This is a genomic window from Kordia jejudonensis (genome assembly GCF_001005315.1).
In the GTDB taxonomy this organism is placed as follows: Bacteria; Bacteroidota; Bacteroidia; order Flavobacteriales; family Flavobacteriaceae; genus Kordia; species Kordia jejudonensis.
Genome location: NZ_LBMG01000051.1, coordinates 24,436 through 41,179 on the forward strand (window position 1 = coordinate 24,436; position 16,744 = coordinate 41,179).

General features: G+C 33.3%; 14 protein-coding genes. 5 read left to right on the forward strand and 9 right to left on the reverse strand.

From position 1 onward, the window contains the following. Positions 1-89: 89 nt before the first annotated feature. From AA089_RS19350 to AA089_RS19365, 4 genes are all read right to left on the reverse strand, one after another. A complete protein-coding gene (locus AA089_RS19350) occupies positions 90-845 on the reverse strand; it encodes a uracil-DNA glycosylase family protein (RefSeq protein ID WP_046758649.1) in 756 nt (251 codons plus the stop codon). Positions 846-966: 121 nt separating this feature from the next. After that, the gene (locus AA089_RS19355) at positions 967-1,695 is read right to left on the reverse strand and encodes a tetratricopeptide repeat protein (RefSeq protein WP_046758650.1); all 729 of its coding nucleotides are present in this window, start codon (positions 1,693-1,695) and stop codon (positions 967-969) included. A gap of 4 nt (positions 1,696-1,699) precedes the next feature. Beyond that, positions 1,700-2,458 (reverse strand): peroxide stress protein YaaA, encoded by a 759-nt coding sequence (gene yaaA, locus AA089_RS19360; RefSeq protein WP_046758651.1) that lies wholly within the window; start codon positions 2,456-2,458, stop codon positions 1,700-1,702. 25 nt (positions 2,459-2,483) lie between these two features. Further along, positions 2,484-3,146: a VOC family protein gene (locus AA089_RS19365; RefSeq protein WP_046758652.1), complete on the reverse strand. Its 663-nt coding sequence runs from the start codon at positions 3,144-3,146 to the stop codon at positions 2,484-2,486. Positions 3,147-3,670: 524 nt separating this feature from the next. On the opposite strand from AA089_RS19365, the gene AA089_RS19375 reads away from it, so the two are divergent. Both AA089_RS19375 and AA089_RS19380 read left to right on the forward strand, forming a co-directional pair. Further along, entirely contained in the window at positions 3,671-4,225 is a 555-nt protein-coding gene (locus AA089_RS19375) for a hypothetical protein (RefSeq protein WP_046758654.1), read from the forward strand. A gap of 35 nt (positions 4,226-4,260) precedes the next feature. Beyond that, complete coding sequence (locus AA089_RS19380; RefSeq protein WP_046758655.1) at positions 4,261-4,704, forward strand: hypothetical protein; 444 nt, start codon at positions 4,261-4,263, stop codon at positions 4,702-4,704. 563 nt (positions 4,705-5,267) lie between these two features. Here AA089_RS19380 and AA089_RS19385 read toward each other — a convergent pair. Further along, entirely contained in the window at positions 5,268-6,308 is a 1,041-nt protein-coding gene (locus AA089_RS19385; RefSeq protein WP_046758656.1) for an RluA family pseudouridine synthase, read from the reverse strand. Continuing rightward, the gene (locus AA089_RS19390; RefSeq protein WP_046758665.1) at positions 6,308-6,892 is read right to left on the reverse strand and encodes a PASTA domain-containing protein; all 585 of its coding nucleotides are present in this window, start codon (positions 6,890-6,892) and stop codon (positions 6,308-6,310) included. Before AA089_RS19390 ends, AA089_RS19385 begins: the two co-directional genes overlap by 1 nt. Positions 6,893-7,014: 122 nt before the next feature. On the opposite strand from AA089_RS19390, the gene AA089_RS19395 reads away from it, so the two are divergent. Both AA089_RS19395 and coaD read left to right on the forward strand, forming a co-directional pair. After that, on the forward strand, positions 7,015-7,995 hold the full coding sequence (locus AA089_RS19395; protein ID WP_046758657.1) for a D-alanine--D-alanine ligase: 981 nt from the start codon (positions 7,015-7,017) through the stop codon (positions 7,993-7,995). Positions 7,996-8,031: 36 nt separating this feature from the next. Further along, positions 8,032-8,496 carry a pantetheine-phosphate adenylyltransferase gene (gene coaD / locus AA089_RS19400; protein WP_046758658.1) on the forward strand — a complete coding sequence of 155 codons (465 nt, stop codon included), beginning with the start codon at positions 8,032-8,034 and terminating at the stop codon, positions 8,494-8,496. A gap of 141 nt (positions 8,497-8,637) precedes the next feature. Here coaD and AA089_RS19405 read toward each other — a convergent pair whose 3' ends face one another. The 3 genes from AA089_RS19405 to AA089_RS19415 form a co-directional block, all read right to left on the reverse strand. Beyond that, positions 8,638-10,818 (reverse strand): ATP-binding protein, encoded by a 2,181-nt coding sequence (locus tag AA089_RS19405; RefSeq protein WP_053002593.1) that lies wholly within the window; start codon positions 10,816-10,818, stop codon positions 8,638-8,640. Next, entirely contained in the window at positions 10,808-13,021 is a 2,214-nt protein-coding gene (locus AA089_RS19410) for an ATP-binding response regulator (RefSeq protein ID WP_046758659.1), read from the reverse strand. The genes AA089_RS19405 and AA089_RS19410 overlap by 11 nt, the downstream gene beginning before the upstream one ends. Before the next feature lie 87 nt (positions 13,022-13,108). Beyond that, positions 13,109-14,749, reverse strand: a complete 1,641-nt coding sequence (locus AA089_RS19415; RefSeq protein WP_046758660.1) for a SulP family inorganic anion transporter — start codon at positions 14,747-14,749, stop codon at positions 13,109-13,111. 183 nt (positions 14,750-14,932) lie between these two features. Here AA089_RS19415 and AA089_RS19420 point away from each other — a divergent pair, with 183 nt between their 5' ends. Next, a complete protein-coding gene (locus AA089_RS19420) occupies positions 14,933-16,684 on the forward strand; it encodes a M14 family metallopeptidase (RefSeq protein ID WP_046758661.1) in 1,752 nt (583 codons plus the stop codon). Positions 16,685-16,744 lie beyond the last annotated feature (60 nt).

Below are 16,744 nucleotides of genomic sequence, written 5' to 3' on the forward strand. Positions count from 1 at the left end.
TATAGAATAGAGACGAAATAGTAACTTGTTGAAAATGTACTTTTAATCGCTACAAATTCGTCTTGCTGACTTCTCAAAATGGAGTTTCACTAAAAAAATTCCCGATACTGCATCACGCGAAAATCAAACGTAGTAAACTTTGGGTTTTCGCGTTTTAGTCTTCGGTATAATGGAATGCTTCCGACTGCTCTGTTTGCTGCGCCAGAAGCTGAAGTGAGTGAAACGGTTTTTATTATTCTTGATTGTATTTCAATAGCATCTCGACTGCGCTCGATGTGACACGCTCGATGTGACATTTTTTTTGTCGATATTGAATACGTTGTGTCTGAGTTTTTTTCAGCTCGACTGAGATCAAATTTATGAATTCTAGGAACAACATCAGATACAACTTCTAATTTTAAATTGTAATTTTTCAGGTGTTTTCGGAAGAAATATTCAGGACCATTTTTAGAGTTTCCACCAGTAAATAGAATCGTGTGAATGCTTGGAAATTTCTGCAAATATCCAACTACATCACGCAATTGAATGTGTTGCATTCCCAAATCGGAAGCATCTATTTTTTCACGTTTGCAACTATCTACAATGTCACAAACTCCTATTTTATGATTGATTAGGAATTGCTTACGTTCGTCAATCGCTTCTTGTGAATTGTCATAACGCAAGTTCAAATTGTGAATTTTATCAATAAACAACCACAACGAATTGTAATAACTCCCATAACAGAAATCAACATCTTTTTCGAGTAAATCGCCTGTGGAAAATCGTGGTGGTGGCAACGTTCCGACAATGAGTTTTTCAGTATCCGATTGAAGGAAAGGTTCGTAAGGATGTTTGTGGTGGAACATTGGTGTAAATTGAAAGATTGAAAGATTGAAAGATTGAAAGATTAGAAGATTGGAAATTATTATGTTGAATTTACACGAATTGTATTATCAACTTAACACATTTTCAAATCTTCAAATTACTTTAAAGTTCTGCACGATATTTTCGAACATTCGCAATTACCTGACGATGTGTTTTTTTATTGAGTTTCGTCATGTGTTCAGATTCTGTAATGATTTCATCCAAAATTTCTTTGGCTTCCTCACGTTTCCCGTTTCGAACATAAAACTCTGCCAACACTAAACGTTCTTGATAGTTTGAATACCGTTGGTCAATTGGTTTTAGATTTTTTTCTGCTTCTTCTATTCGTCCCAATTTATCCAATGCCAAACCGTAAATAAACTGTGCATTTGATTTTTCAAATTCGTAATTGTCTTTGATTTTTTCGGCTAACCGAATTACCTCAGTATAGTTTTGCGATTGATTCATAGCGCCCATCATTTGCTTTATGACGTAGAAATCTTTTTGAAAATTCCCTTTTAATGCCGCTTCATAATGAATGCTTGCGTTTTCATAATCAGCATTTTCAAAATGTGCATCTGCCAGCGCTACTCTATTCTGAAATGTATCAGCAAATGCCAACTGTTTTTCAGCATCTTTTACTTTTTTGGAAGGTACGATTGCCGTTACGATTTCTTCAGAGATTTTTTCCAAGTCTTTTTTGTTAAAAACTTGCGTAAATATATACAACAAAGCTCCAATTACGGGCAGCATCAATATCATGAGATACCAAAAGTAATCTTTGCGGTTTTTGTATGCATGATACAAGCAAAAGATTTGAAAGATGAGAATTGGCGTAAAAAAGCGAAACATATGTTTATCGTGTAAAGACTAATTCATTTTCGTTAGACATTTCTTCACTAAAGCCATAACCCTCGTAGTTGAAACCTTTTAAATCATCAATCGTTTTTGCCTCTTTTTCTACAATGTAACGCGTCATGTAACCTCTTGCCAATTTTGCGTAGGTCATAATGGTTTTGTATTCGCCATTCTTTAAATCTTTGAAAACGGGCGTAATTACGGGAACTTTTAAAGCTTTTGCGTCTACCGCTTTGTAATATTCGTTACTTGCTAAGTTTACAAATAACTCATCATCTTCAAGTTCATCATTTAATTGTGTGGTAATTTTCTTTTTCCAGAATTCGTATAGATTTTTATTTTTTCCGACTGGCAATTTTGTGCCCATTTCCAAACGATATGGTTGCATTAAATCTAGCGGTTTTAGCAATCCATATTGTCCTGAAAGAATTCGCAATGTATTTTGTAAAACGTCTATTTTTTCTTCTGGTAACGAATACGCATCTAATCCTTGAAAAACCTGTCCGCTAAACGTGTAAATACTCGGACGCGCATTTTCTGTGTTAAATGGTAAACTCCAATCTTGATTACGTTGCCAGTTCAATTCGGCTAACGAATCTGAAATATGCATCAATTTCCCTAAACTTTTAGGAGATTTCTTTTTTAATACGTTGCTCAGGCGTTCGGCTTCTTTTAAGAAACAAGCTTCTGTATATTTTTGTGTTGGAATTTTGCTATCTAAATCTAACGATTTTGCTGGTGATATGACAATCTTCATTTTTTCTTTTTCGTTTTTTATGTTGTTAAATGTACTCTTTTTCTGTGATTATTTGACCATTTGTAAATGCAAAATTATAGTCGCCTTTCACTTGAAAATCGGCTATCAATGCTTCTTCTTGTGTTGGAAACCACTTCTTCTTTGTGTTGTTGACCAAAATGAACAAACCTTCCGCATTTCCCAACGCGCAGAAGCGGTCTAAACTTCCATCATAGATTGAAATCGGACGCATGGCGTGAAGTTTCTCGTATATGGTTTTGTGATCATTTGAAACAATTCCGATTTCGCTAATATTTATTAAATCGGTTGCAGAAAACGGATGTGAATTAATGATATTTAAGTCTTTCCTAGCAATAAATTCCACAATATTTCCATCTGCATCATAAAAATACAACGCTTCTGCATTCCAATTGGAAAAATCGGCAATTTGTTCGCCTTCACAAAGTAAAATTGCTGTTCGTTTTTGAATCCAATACAACGCTTCTTCAATTTTATACGAAGAAATATTGATGGCAAAATGCGCAGGATTTGACTTTTTTGCTTTTACAAATGTCAATGAAGAAACACCAATTTTTACGATAAATTTTTCTGTGTCAGCATACACCAAAGGCAACTCTAACACTGTTGTGTAAAACTGTTTCTGATCTTCTAAATTGTTGGTAAAAAGCGTTAATTCACTAATCTTCATAGGATAAAAATACAATTTTTGTAAAAATTCGAATCGTCTTTCAAAGAGTTATCTTTTATATGGAAATAAGAATTGTTTATGGATTGGTTGCTGGTTGTTTGTTGGTTGCTGGTTGATGGTTGCTTGTTGCTTGTTGCTTGTTGCTTGTTGCTTGTTAAAAGTATTCTTTTCAATTCAAAATTCAACATGTAGCATTCAACATTTTAACTTCGTTATTAGTTGTTTGAATTTAATTCTCAATACTCAATATTCACATCTCAATACTAGTTTCTTTTGGTCTTGGGTCTTGGGTCTTGGGTCTTTGTTCTTTGTTCTTTGTTCTTTGTTCTTTGTTCTTTGTTCTTTGTTCGAAAATACTTTTACATTTAACATTTATAATTTCAATATTCGTTGTTCTTTATTCTTTATTCTTTATTCGATATTCGATATTTTATAGTTGACATTTAAAATTTAGTACTTCATTGGCACAAGTAACCTATAACAATCCGTATCTTTAAGAAACTTATAGTACAAATCTTCTTTCTATGAAAATAAAATCCAATGCATTGCCACATGAGCAAGATTCTCCTTTTTACGAAGCAAACAAGAAATTTTGTCAAGTATTTGAACGTTTTATTGCGAGCAAAAAAGGAAGTGTCAAAGGTACGTACAACACTGTTGGCTATATTATTTATGGAAATATTCCCTCTAATTACACATGGGATTTAAAATATAAAAAAGCAATCTTCACTAGTGCTGGAAAGTTATTGCGTTCTTCAAAGCGTGAAAATTTTTTGATTTTGGTCGAATGGACATGTCAAAATGTATCACAAGAAAAGGTTTCTTATTTTATTCGGAAACGAAAATTTTCAGATCGCATCAAACCACTTTACAACAGATTGGAAGCGTATCCAACCTATGTGATAAAATCAAAAGGCAAACAATCTGACTTTTTTCTAACAATTTTAGAGATTTTAACACCGCTTTTTGAAGCTGAAAAAATATATAGAATTACACTTAAAAGAAATAAACTGACGATAGAATTGCGAAGCGAAGCTCATCATTTTGATATTTTTGAGCAATTGACACATCTTTCCTAGAATAATTATATCTTGCAGCCCTTAAAAAAAGGTTCATGAAATTATTTAAAGCAATTGATAAAGTGTTGGCGCGTATGGGAAATATTCGTGCTATGGAACGTACGCATGTGGATACGTATACAGAAAACAAAATAGAAAATATTCCTGGTGATCAAATTGCAATTTCTGAACATGGTGGTATTTGGGCTGGCATTCAAGAACTGAATGGATATCTCTTTTTAGATACTTTTATTTTAGGTACTACAAAAATTAAAACGTTGAAAGGTGCTACGTTGACTTTTTTAGCGGAAGAAGAACTCACGGTAAAGTCTGATAATTACGAAATTGATTCTGATTATTCAAATGTTTCCAATCGCTGGATTACGCAAATTAGTTTTGAAATTACTAAGAAAGATTTGAACTTCATCAAAAAGAGAACGTATAACCAAATACGACTTGATTTTAAAAAGAAATCATTGTTGTTTGATGTGAAGAAATAGTTTTTAGGTCTTGGGTCTTGGGTCTTGGGTCTTGGGTCTTAAAAATACTTTTTTACGTTTGAAATATCGGTTTCTTTGATACTTCTCGATACTAAATTTCTTGGGAAATTTCACTCGAAGTGACGCTGTTAATTACTAGAAAGACTTGTACATTTAAAATTCAACATTTAGCATTTATAATTTAATATTTTTTTGGTCACGAATTCACGAATGATGGTCTTTGTTCTTTATTTGATATTCGAAAATACTTCTCAATACTAATTGGTTTTGGGTCTTGGGTTTTGGGTCTTGGGTCTTGGGTCTTGGGTCTTGGGTCTTGGGTCTTAAAAATACTTTTTTACGTTTGAAATATCGGTTCCTTTGATACTTCTCGATACTAAATTTCTTGGGAAATTTCACTCGAAGTGACGCTGTTGATTGCTAGAAAGACTTTTACATTTAAAATTCAACATTTAGCATTTAAAATTTATAATTTTTTTAATTTCAAATAAACAAATGGACAAATAAACAATCTAAAAGCGTAAAAATAACTTTTGAGTACAAAATACCAAACACCCAAAAAACTACATTTCCGTATGCTTCGCGTAGTTACGCCACTTTTCAACGCATTCAGCAATATCATTTGGAACTTCTGAGTTAAAACTCATCTTCTCGCCCGTTCTTGGATGAATGAATCCTAAAGTTTTTGCATGTAACGCTTGTCGTGGTAAAATTTTAAAACAGTTGTCTACAAATTGCTTGTATTTTGTAAAGGTTGTTCCTTTTAAAATCCGTTCGCCACCATAACGTTCATCATTGAATAATGTATGACCAATATGCTTCATGTGCACACGAATTTGATGTGTACGACCAGTTTCTAGCTGACAAGAAACTAAGGTTACATATCCCAAACGTTCCAACACTTTGTAATGCGTAACGGCAGGTTTTCCTTTGTCAGCATCTTCGCCAAAAAATACCGTATTTTGCAACCTGTTTTTAGGATGTCGTCCAATATTACCTTCTACAGTGCCTTCATCTTCTTCTACATTTCCCCAAACTAATGCGTAATAAATTCGCTCTGAAGTTTTATCGAAAAATTGCTTTGCCAAGTGTGTCATGGCTTCTTCCGTTTTGGCAACTACCAACAAACCGCTGGTATCTTTATCAATTCTATGTACCAATCCTGGACGTTCGTTTGAGTTTTTTGGAAGATTATCAATATGATAAATCAGCGCATTAATCAAAGTTCCTGAGTAGTTTCCATGTCCTGGATGCACAACCATTCCCGCAGGTTTGTTGACTACCAACAAATCGTCATCTTCATATACAATATCAATAGGAATATCTTCTCCAACTAATAAGTTTTCATAAGGTGGATGCGCAAATAATACTTTGATGACATCATTGCCTTTGACTTTGTAATTGGATTTTACAGGCTTGTCATTTACATAGATATTTCCATCTTTGGCAGCTTGCTGAATTTTGTTTCGCGTAGCACCTTCAATGAAATTCATTAAGTATTTATCGACACGTAACGGTTGTTGTCCTTTTTCGGCAGTAAACGAATAATGTTCGTATAATTCGTCTGATTCCTCTTGTGGTTGTGGAAAGTTATATTCCTCCATTATTCTTCGTTTTCATCATTAGAACTTCCGCCTGGACGATTTCCATTTCCTAAAATCAATTCAATTTTTGACGTTTTTGGCAGCGTTTGCCCAGGTTTTATCGGCTTTCCTTTGTATTGCAATCCTAATACCATGTCTTTTCCAATATTGTCTTTGTACGTCACTTTTTCAACTCCAAAACCAACTGCATTTAAAGTTGATTCTGCGGTTCTTCTCGTAATTTGGATCACGTGTGGAATTGTAATTTCACGGTATTTGGAAGGATTTATTTTTAGGTATATTTTTCTATTTTCTTTTACTTTTTCTCCTGCAATCGGACTTTGCTCAATGACTGAGAATGCTGGATAATCAGGATTGTAGTTAGAAGTATCTTGTAATTTGTATTTTAAATCATTCTCCGCTAATTTGGCTTTTGCCTCTTCAAACGACAGTTTACTTACGTCAGGAACCGTTTTGAAATCTCCTTGATTTGTTGAAAAGCTCAACCATTGCATCGTAAGAAAAATAATAACAATCAATATTCCAACAGCAAATCCAAGCTGTTTTAAAAATACTTTTGATATGAGAAACTTTAAAAAATTCATGTCTACAAACGATTTTATGGGACAAATATACATACTATTATTCCTAATTTTCTACTTTGATTTGTCCACAATAAGATTTACTTTCGTTTGCATAACGTTTATTTGAGTTATTTCTTATCCGAATGAAGAAAAATATTGCCATCATAATGGGCGGATATTCTAGTGAATACGCCATCTCACTGAAAACTGGAAATGTTGTGTATACACATTTAAATACAGAAATTTATAATCCGTATAAAGTTCATATTTTTAAAGATAAGTGGGTTTGTGTCACTACAGATGACAACGAATTTCCCATTGACAGAAATGATTTTTCAGTAGTTATTGACGATGTAAAGATTACGTTTGATTGTGTGTTTAATGCTATTCACGGAACGCCAGGCGAAGACGGTTATATGCAAGGCTATTTGGAGCTTTTGGGTATTCCACATACGAGTTGTAGCATGTATCAAGCTGCATTGACGTTTAATAAGCGTGATTTATTGTCTACCCTAAAACCTTACGGAATTCAATGTGCAACTTCCTATTATGTAAATGCGGGCGACGATATTGACGAACAAGCCATTATAGAAAAAGTTGGTTTGCCATGTTTTGTGAAAGCCAATAAAGCAGGAAGTAGTTTCGGAATTTCGAAAGTACATAAGATTTCTGAGCTACAAAATGCCGTTGATGTTGCATTAAAAGAAGATGATGAAGTGATTATTGAGTCGTTTTTGGATGGTGTAGAAGTTTCTGTCGGTGTTATTAATTATAAAGGAAAAACAACCGTTTTGCCAATTACGGAAATTGTTTCGGAGAATGATTTTTTTGATTATGAAGCAAAGTATTTAGGCAAATCACAAGAAATTACGCCTGCTCGAATTTCTCCAGAAATGGAAGCGAATGTTAGAAAAGTTGCCAAATACATTTACGAAGTGTTAAAATTGGAAGGATTTTCAAGAAGTGAATTCATTTTTAAAGACAATGAACCTTATTTGCTGGAAGTAAACACGATTCCTGGCATGACCGAAGAAAGCATTTTACCACAACAAGCAAAAGTTGCTGGAATTTCTTTACCAGAATTGTTTGGAAATGCTATTGAATTGGCTTTATCTAAAAAGTAGTACCTTGCTACAACTTATTTCAAAATTTTTATAGAAATGAAAAAAGCTATTTTCCCAGGATCATTTGATCCTATTACGTTAGGACATTATGATATTATCAAACGCGGCGTAAAATTATTTGATGAAATCATCGTGGCAATTGGTGTTAATTCTGCTAAGAAATACATGTTTAGTTTGGAACAGCGCAAACAGTTTATTGAAGATGCTTTTAAAGATGAACCAAAAGTAAAAGTGGTTACTTATGAAGGTTTAACGGTGCATTTTTGTGAAAAACATAATGTAGATTTTATTTTACGTGGACTACGAAATCCTGCTGATTTTGAGTTTGAAAAAGCCATTGCACATACCAATCGTGATTTGGCGCCTGTGGAAACTATCTTTTTATTAACGGCCGCAAGTACTTCTTATATTTCATCTTCTATTGTGCGTGAAGTTATTCGTAACAACGGAGATTATACGTTATTAGTTCCTGAAAGTGTGAGAGTTGAATCAGGGAATTAGGTTTTGGGTGTTGGGTGTTGGGGAAGATACTTTTACATTTAGTATTTAACATTTATAATTCATAATTCGATATTTGTCAATTCGTTGTTCGTTGTTTGTTGATTTAACTGAATTTATAAACCTTCTTACGAAAGTATTGAACTATTTCATATGTTTATGAATAAGGTTGAATAGTTGTGAAGCCACAAATGGTTTTAAAATCATGTCGTTCATTCCTGAGTTATGAATTTTGTGAAAACTATCATCCAAAGAAACCGCTGTAAAAGCTATTATCGGCACTTCTTTATTAAATTGACGAATGGCTTTCGTCGCTTGATAACCGTCCATTTCTGGCATATGAATGTCCATCAAGATCACATCATACGTGTTTTGTTTTACAATTTCAATAGCTGCTGCTCCACTCGCCACAATATCTGTCGTAATGTTTTTTGTAGATAATATTTTCTTTGTCAACATTTGATTGATGCGATTGTCATCAACTACCAACATTTTTAGATGACTAAAATCAACGCCATCAATGTCAAACTCTCTAATGGTTGTAACCGCTTCCTGAGTTTTCGGAAAACGAATATCAAACGTAAACGTTGTGCCTTTGTCCACTTCGCTTTCAAGTTTAATATCACTATTGTAGACTTCTAAAAGTTTTTTTACGATGGATAAACCCAATCCTGAACCTTGATATTCTTCATTGATAGCATCGTAATTTTGCGAAAACATTTCAAAAACTTTTTCTTGCTTTTCTTTCGGAATTCCTATTCCTGTATCTTGTACGCAGAAATGTAGCAAAACATCTTCTAAACTTTCATCTACTTTTTCAACACTCAAACGAATTGTTCCGCCTTTGGTAAACTTTATCGCATTGCTAATGAGGTTGATTAGAATTTGAGATATCTTTAAACTATCGCCAACTAACAATTCAGGAATGTCCTTATCGTACGCAATGTGCAATTCGTTTTCACGCTCTTTTATGAGTAAATCAAACGATTTTATAATGTTATCAATATTTGTTTTCAGGTTGAATGTTGATGCACCAATTGTAATTGTATTATCTTCTAACTTATTGGCTTGCAGAATATTGTTTACTAACGACAATAAATGATCTCCTGAAAATTTTAACGATTTTAAGTATTGTTTTTGCGATGGTTTCGGATTTTCTTCTAAGAGCAAATGTGTAATTCCTGTAACAGCATACAATGGTGTTCGCAATTCGTGACTCATTATGGAGAAAAAGTTCGATCTTGTTTTAGAGGTAATTTCCGCCTTCAATTTTGCTTCTTCTAATAAATTGTGTTTGATACGCAATAACTTGTTACTTTTTATCTTTTTGTAAATGGCTCTGATAAGTAAACCGCCTAAAAATATACAACCCAAAAGTAAAATAATGATAATGATTACTATGATTCGCGAACGATTTACAATTGCTGTTTGTCGCTGATTTTTTTCTTCTAATATGTCTAATTTGAGCTGATCTTTACTCAAACTATAATTCATTAACAATTCATCTTTGAGCAATTCATGATCTGTATCTAAATCTTTTTTTAAGTTTTCTTGATATTTTATTTGTGCTTCTTTGTATTTTTTTATGTCTCCTTTCGATTTATAAATATCAGCCAATTGCTTATATGAAACGGCTAAATCTCTACTATGAACATATTCATCTTTTACATGTTTTTCTAAATATTTTTGCGCCTTATCATATTCTTTTAAATGATAATAGGTATCTCCAAGTATGAACCCTAAGTAATTTTTTCGCGCTTCGTAAAATGCTGTATTTGAAGCAATTTTGATGCGTTCTTCCATGGTTTCCACATAGGCAATTACTTTTCTGTACTCGCCATTTAGTTGGTATAGTTGAATCAAAATCCAATCTAATACCAGAATATTTTCTGGGTCGCCAGTTGCGTTTGCAACACTATATCCAAGGTCGATATACTTTTTAGCATCTTCATATTCTTCTTGATCTATAGAAATTTTTGCCAAATAATAATACAACAAGGTAATTTGTTGTTTGTTGTCAAATGATGTGTGAATTTCTAAAGATTTCTCATAGTATTTTTGCGCCTTTTTAAAATAGTTCATGCGCGTATACGTAATTCCTAATATATTGTACGAACTTGCCAATGACTCATAATCGTTATTATTTGTGGAATGCTGAATTGCCAAATAACTGTATGAAAGTGATTTTCCAAAACTAAATTGACGCGTTAGATTAAAAGCTTCATCATTTAGTTTTTTGATGCTGTCTTTACTCACTTCCTGCGCAAACGTATTTGCGAAAGCAAAAAAGAAAAGGATGATATGTAATTTCCAGTTATTCTTCATTTATAGCCTTAATTACAGTATCAATTTTATCGTATAACATTTCGGGTTCAAACGGCTTACTAATAACGCCACTTATTTGTGCATCAACTACTTTTGCGTAGGCATCAGAAATTTCCATTGCTGTTAATAATATAATCGGAATGTTATTGTTGTTTTCACGAATTTTCTCAATAGTTTCAACACCATTTAGTTTTGGCATAAACATGTCCATCAAAATCAAATCAAATTCTTGCTCGTCCAAAATATCCAATGCTGAAAAACCACTGTGTACCACTTTAGTTTCTATCTGTTTTCGTTCGAGTATTTTTTGTGTTAATAAACCATTTACCGCATTGTCGTCTACAATTAAAACGGTTAATCCTGAAAAGTTATATACTTTCGATTCAAACACCGTAGTTGTTTCTTCTTCTGTTTCGGTTTTAAGAAGTTCTAACTGAAAGTAAAATTCTGAACCTTCATTTAATACACTTTTTAAATGTAGTTTCGATTTTAATACTCTTAGTAGATTATTTACGGTAGTCAAACCAAGTCCTAAATCCAAATATCCATTGTCCTCACTTAACACGACACCTTTTTCTAGGTTTTCAAAAATGATGTGTTTTTTCTGTTGTGGAATGCCTAAACCGTCATCTTTTATTAAAAATTTCAACGTTATATGTTCGTTGGTTTCACTAACTTTTGAAATTGCTAGTGTAATATTTCCATCATACGTGTAGCGCACTGCATTGTCAAGTAAATTGAAAAGTATTTGTGATATTTTTAAACTATCGCCCAACAATTGATCAGGAATTCCCTCATCATATTTTATAGTAATAGTATTTTTATTTTCTTTGACAAGAAAGCTTACAGACGTAATGACATTTTGAATACTTTTCTTTAAATCAACAATTTCTTCAACGGTATTCATCTTACTCGCTTCAATTTTATTCATTTGCAGAATATTATTGATGATTGCCAGCAAGTGTTCGCCTGAAAATTTTAATGATTTCAGATATTTTTCTTGATATTCCGCAGGTTTTTCAAGCAATAATAAATTTGTCATTCCTATAATTGCATATAAAGGTGTTCGCAATTCGTGACTGATTAATGAAAAGAAATTTGACCGTATTTTAGAAACATTTTCAATCTGTTTTTTAGCTTCAAACAGTTGTCTATTTTGCTTACTTAACAATGCATTTGTCCGAACTCGCCAACGTTGATTTAAATAGAAAAAACCTGTAAACAACAATAAAATAATCAAGCTTACAATTAATACGTAGATCAATTTTTCATACCAATTAATGTAATCTTCTTTCAATTTTCGATCTTCTTCTATAATTTCCAAACGACTTTCATATGCGTCGATTCCGTACTTTAGAAGAATTTCTTCGAAGGTTTTATCTTTTTGTTTTTTCTTGTGTAATTCGTAAAATTGAATATGCTTTTCTAACGCATTTAATTCGCCAGATTCATTTTTTTGCAAGCTGTACACTTCAATCAATTGTTCATAAGTCAACGCCAACAACTCGTAATAATTTGGATCATTTTCATCAGATAACGCTATAACTTGTTGATAGGCTTCCGTTGCTTTTTTTATTTTTTGTTGCCCAAGTAATGCTTGACCATTAAAATAATAGGAAGTTGGTAATAACTTTGAAGTTGCCGAATATGCTTCACTTGTATCGCAATATGTAATTACTTTTTGAAAACAATCAGAAGCTTTTGAATATTCTTTTTTATCTAAAAATAACTGTCCAATATTATATTTTGGATAGATTGAACTTAGGTCTGTACTGAAATTTTCGGAAAGCGCTAAACTTTTGCGTAACTGTTCTTCTGCTTCTTCGTACTTTTTTTGTTTAAATAAATAATAACCGATGTTATTATAGATTTTCATTAACCCTTTCTGATTGTTTGATCGTTCATAATATGAAATGGAATTTCGGTAGTTTTCAATGGCAAGCTTATTATATTCCATTCGGATATATACAATTCCTAAAGTGCGATAACTTTCAGCAATAAGGCTGTCATTCTCTATGAAATTCGAACTTGCCAAAGCTTTTTGACCAACAGAAAGTGCTTCATTAAATTTTCGCTGTGTTGATAGTTCTTTGGCAATAGAATGCAAGTGTATAATACTATCTTTATCTACCGTACGGTTTATTTGTCCATGTGATATAGAAACAAAGACAAAAAATACTAATAAAACACGTATGATACTCATGGGTTGGAGTAAGCTAAAAATCTGTGGAAAAGGTACAAAAATTAGTGTACTTATCTAACTTTTTTTCACCCTTAACAACCTAAACGACTAATTCTCAGGATCCATAACGACATAATATCTCGGATCATCGATAGCATCTTCAATTACATTGGCCAATTTAGGAGAAGCTTTAACCATTAAAGCCTTACAATCTTCGCTTAAATGTTTCACGCGCAATTGTTTTCCAGCCTTTTCGTACTTCTCAATAAGATTAAAAATTGCTTCCAAGGCAGAATGATCGGAAACTCTCGATTCCATAAAGTCAATCACAACTTTGTCAGGATCATTTTTTATATCGAACTTACTATTAAATGCCTGAACACTTCCGAAAAATAACGGTCCAAAAATCTCATATACTTTTGTGCCGTCTGCCAATTCTTTCTTTCGTGCACGAATACGTTTTGCATTTTCCCATGAAAATACCAATGCAGAAATAATAACACCTGCAATAACAGCAACAGCTAAATCTTGCCAAACGGTAATTAATGAAACCGCGATTAATACGATAGCATCACTTACGGGAATTTTTCTTAAAATTCTAAAACTACTCCAGGCAAATGTTCCGATAACGACCATAAACATTACTCCGACTAAGGCTGCAATTGGCACTTGTTCTATTAAGCCTGACGCAAATAATATAAAGCATAATAAAGCCAAAGCGGCAACAATACCAGACAATCGTCCGCGTCCGCCACCTTTTATATTAATAATTGATTGTCCAATCATGGCACAACCGCCCATTCCACCAAAAAGTCCGTTTAAAAAGTTTGCGCCACCTTGTGCCAAACATTCACGGTTACTATTTCCACGTGTTTCGGTTAATTCGTCAATTAAATTTAACGTCATTAACGATTCTATCAATCCGATAGCCGCTAAAATAAACGCATATGGCGCCATAATCAACAACGCTTCCATGCTCCATAATTTTCCTGTAAAAATATCCGATTGAAATACTGGCAATCCACCTTTCAATCCGTCAGCAGTACCATTACTTCCTTCTACTATAAACGATTTTACTGTGGCAACATCTACATTTCCAAAAATAACAATAGCAGAAACTACAATGATAGCAATTAACGCTTCTGGTAATTTCTTTGTCAATTTTGGCAATCCCCACATAATCAACATCGTCAATCCAACCAATCCGAACATTAACCAAAAGGATGCATTGCTAAATAATGCTGAAAACCAAGCACCAGCATCTGACCAAAAAGAAACGCCATCAGGCGCAATTTGTGGAAACATCGCCAATTGCGACATAAATATTACAATTGCCAAACCGTTTACAAATCCCATCATTACAGGATGCGGAATCAGTCTTACAAATTTTCCAAGTTTAAAAACACCCGCCAATGCTTGAATAACGCCAACCATTAATAAGGTGATGAACAAAAATTGCAATCCTTGTTCGCCCATATCGTTTTCTAAACCAAACGCATGTCCTTTTTTTACCAAAGCCACCATTACAACTGCCATCGCGCCAGTAGCTCCAGAAATCATTCCTGGACGTCCACCAAAAATCGCCGTAATCAATCCCATCATAAATGCTCCATACAATCCTACCATTGGTGGCACATCTGCGACAAAGGCAAATGCAACAGCTTCTGGCACTAATGCTAAAGCCACTGTTAAACCACTCAAAATATCATTTTTGGCATTCGCCGCACGCTTTCTAATAAACTCAGTCATAATTCTTTGCTCTAATATTTCTTAAAATTAAGAAGCCGCAAAAATACAGTTATTATTTCTTCTGGCAAGTTTTTTCGGAATATGAAACTAGAATGCTTTTGCATGTTGTAAAATATCTACGCAATGAGCGCACTATTTTTTCTATTTTTTTTGATTAAGTTTGAAAAGCCAAAATAAAGCTTCATGAAAAAACTGCTTCTACTCTTAGCATTCTCATTATTTTTTGCCTGTTCTTCTGAACAAAAAGATTCAAAAACTAATTCAGATTTTATTACAATTTTTGAAACGTCAAACGGAACGGAAACGCCAACATATCCGCAAGTAATCCGTTTTTATGAAGATTTAGCAGAAACTTACAACGAAATTCACTTAGAAACGATCGGAAAAACGGATTCGGGCAAACCGTTGCATTTGGTAACGTATAATCCTGACGGAAATTTTGATTTTGATGAAATCCGTAACGAAAAAACCATTTTATTAGTTAATAACGGAATTCATCCTGGCGAAAGCGACGGAATTGATGCGACCATGTTATTGCTTCGCGATTTGGCAAATGGTACAAAAAAAGCGCCTGCTAATGTAGTTATTGCGGCGATTCCTGTATACAATGTTGGTGGAAGTTTGAATCGAAATTCAGGCACAAGAGCCAATCAAAACGGTCCAAAAGCCTATGGTTTTCGTGGAAATGCTAGAAATTATGACTTGAATCGTGATTTTATCAAATCTGACACAAAAAATGCCAAAGCATTTTCTGAAATATTTCATAAAGTTCAACCTGATGTTTTTGTGGACAATCATGTGAGTAATGGTGCAGATTATCAATATACATTGACACATTTATTTACACAACATAACAAATTGGGTCATGAAGCTGGACAATTTTTACATGAAACCATGATGCCCGATTTGGAAGTTACTTTGCAAAAAAATAATTGGGACATTACGCCGTATGTAAATGTTTTTGGAAGAACACCTGAAGCTGGATTTTCACAATTTATGGATTCGCCAAGATATTCTACAGGATATACAACATTGTTTAATACGCTAGGTTTAATGGTCGAAACGCACATGCTAAAACCCTACAAACAACGTGTGGAAGGAACGTATGCATTAATGGACGCGTTGATTGAAAACATAGAAACGAGACATCATTCTGAAATAAAATCTATCCGCGAAAAGACGCATGCCTCTTTTGTAGCTGCAGAAACCTATCCAGTTCAATGGGAATTAGATAAAAATAATAAGTCTATCTTAAGGTTTAAAGGGTATGAAGGTAATTTTATTACAAGTGACCTTACTGGACAGAAACGTTTACAATATAATCCTTCAAAACCATTTACAAAAGACGTAGAATATGCAAACTTTTTTAAATCGAAAAAAGAAGTTGTGGTTCCAAAAGCCTATGTAATTCCAAAAGGTTGGCATACGGTTGTTGAACTTTTGGAGTTGAATAATGTTGCAATGAAACCTATTGAAAATGATACTATTATTAACGTAGAAACCTATCATATTAAAAATTATAAAACGTATTCAAATCCGTTTGAAGGTCATTATACACATTACAATACTGAAGTGACAAAAACACCGCAAAAAATTAATTTCAGTGAAGGAGATTTGATTGTATATACAGATCAAGCAGCATTTCGTTATCTATTGGAAACCTTGGAACCAGAAGCTGTAGATTCGTTTTTTAACTGGAACTTTTTCGACACTATTTTACAACAAAAAGAAGGATTTTCGGCATATGTTTTTGAAGATGAAGCCAAAGATATGTTGGCTAGTAATCAACGCTTACGCGAAGAATTTACCCAGAAAAAAGCAACAGACACCACTTTTTCCAACAGTGCTTCTCAACAATTACGCTGGATTTACAAACAGTCCAATCATTATGAAAAAGCACATTTGCGTTATCCTATTTTTAGAATTCTCAGATAATTTTCAGCTTTTTTATTGTAAAAATCTGTGTCATTTCTGTAAAGGTTAAGTAATTCGTTG

Bases quoted from the DNA above. Each gene is read 5' to 3' on its own strand.
- AA089_RS19350 (WP_046758649.1), bottom strand. From the start codon at position 845: ATGTTCCACCACAAACATCCTTACGAACCTTTCCTTCAATCGGATACT.
- AA089_RS19390 (WP_046758665.1), bottom strand. From the start codon at position 6,892: ATGAATTTTTTAAAGTTTCTCATATCAAAAGTATTTTTAAAACAGCTT.
- AA089_RS19365 (WP_046758652.1), bottom strand. From the start codon at position 3,146: ATGAAGATTAGTGAATTAACGCTTTTTACCAACAATTTAGAAGATCAG.
- AA089_RS19420 (WP_046758661.1), top strand. From the start codon at position 14,933: ATGAAAAAACTGCTTCTACTCTTAGCATTCTCATTATTTTTTGCCTGT.
- AA089_RS19355 (WP_046758650.1), bottom strand. From the start codon at position 1,695: ATGTTTCGCTTTTTTACGCCAATTCTCATCTTTCAAATCTTTTGCTTG.
- coaD (WP_046758658.1), top strand. From the start codon at position 8,032: ATGAAAAAAGCTATTTTCCCAGGATCATTTGATCCTATTACGTTAGGA.
- AA089_RS19410 (WP_046758659.1), bottom strand. From the start codon at position 13,021: ATGAGTATCATACGTGTTTTATTAGTATTTTTTGTCTTTGTTTCTATA.
- AA089_RS19395 (WP_046758657.1), top strand. From the start codon at position 7,015: ATGAAGAAAAATATTGCCATCATAATGGGCGGATATTCTAGTGAATAC.
- AA089_RS19405 (WP_053002593.1), bottom strand. From the start codon at position 10,818: ATGAAGAATAACTGGAAATTACATATCATCCTTTTCTTTTTTGCTTTC.
- AA089_RS19380 (WP_046758655.1), top strand. From the start codon at position 4,261: ATGAAATTATTTAAAGCAATTGATAAAGTGTTGGCGCGTATGGGAAAT.
- AA089_RS19415 (WP_046758660.1), bottom strand. From the start codon at position 14,749: ATGACTGAGTTTATTAGAAAGCGTGCGGCGAATGCCAAAAATGATATT.
- AA089_RS19385 (WP_046758656.1), bottom strand. From the start codon at position 6,308: ATGGAGGAATATAACTTTCCACAACCACAAGAGGAATCAGACGAATTA.
- AA089_RS19375 (WP_046758654.1), top strand. From the start codon at position 3,671: ATGAAAATAAAATCCAATGCATTGCCACATGAGCAAGATTCTCCTTTT.
- yaaA (WP_046758651.1), bottom strand. From the start codon at position 2,458: ATGAAGATTGTCATATCACCAGCAAAATCGTTAGATTTAGATAGCAAA.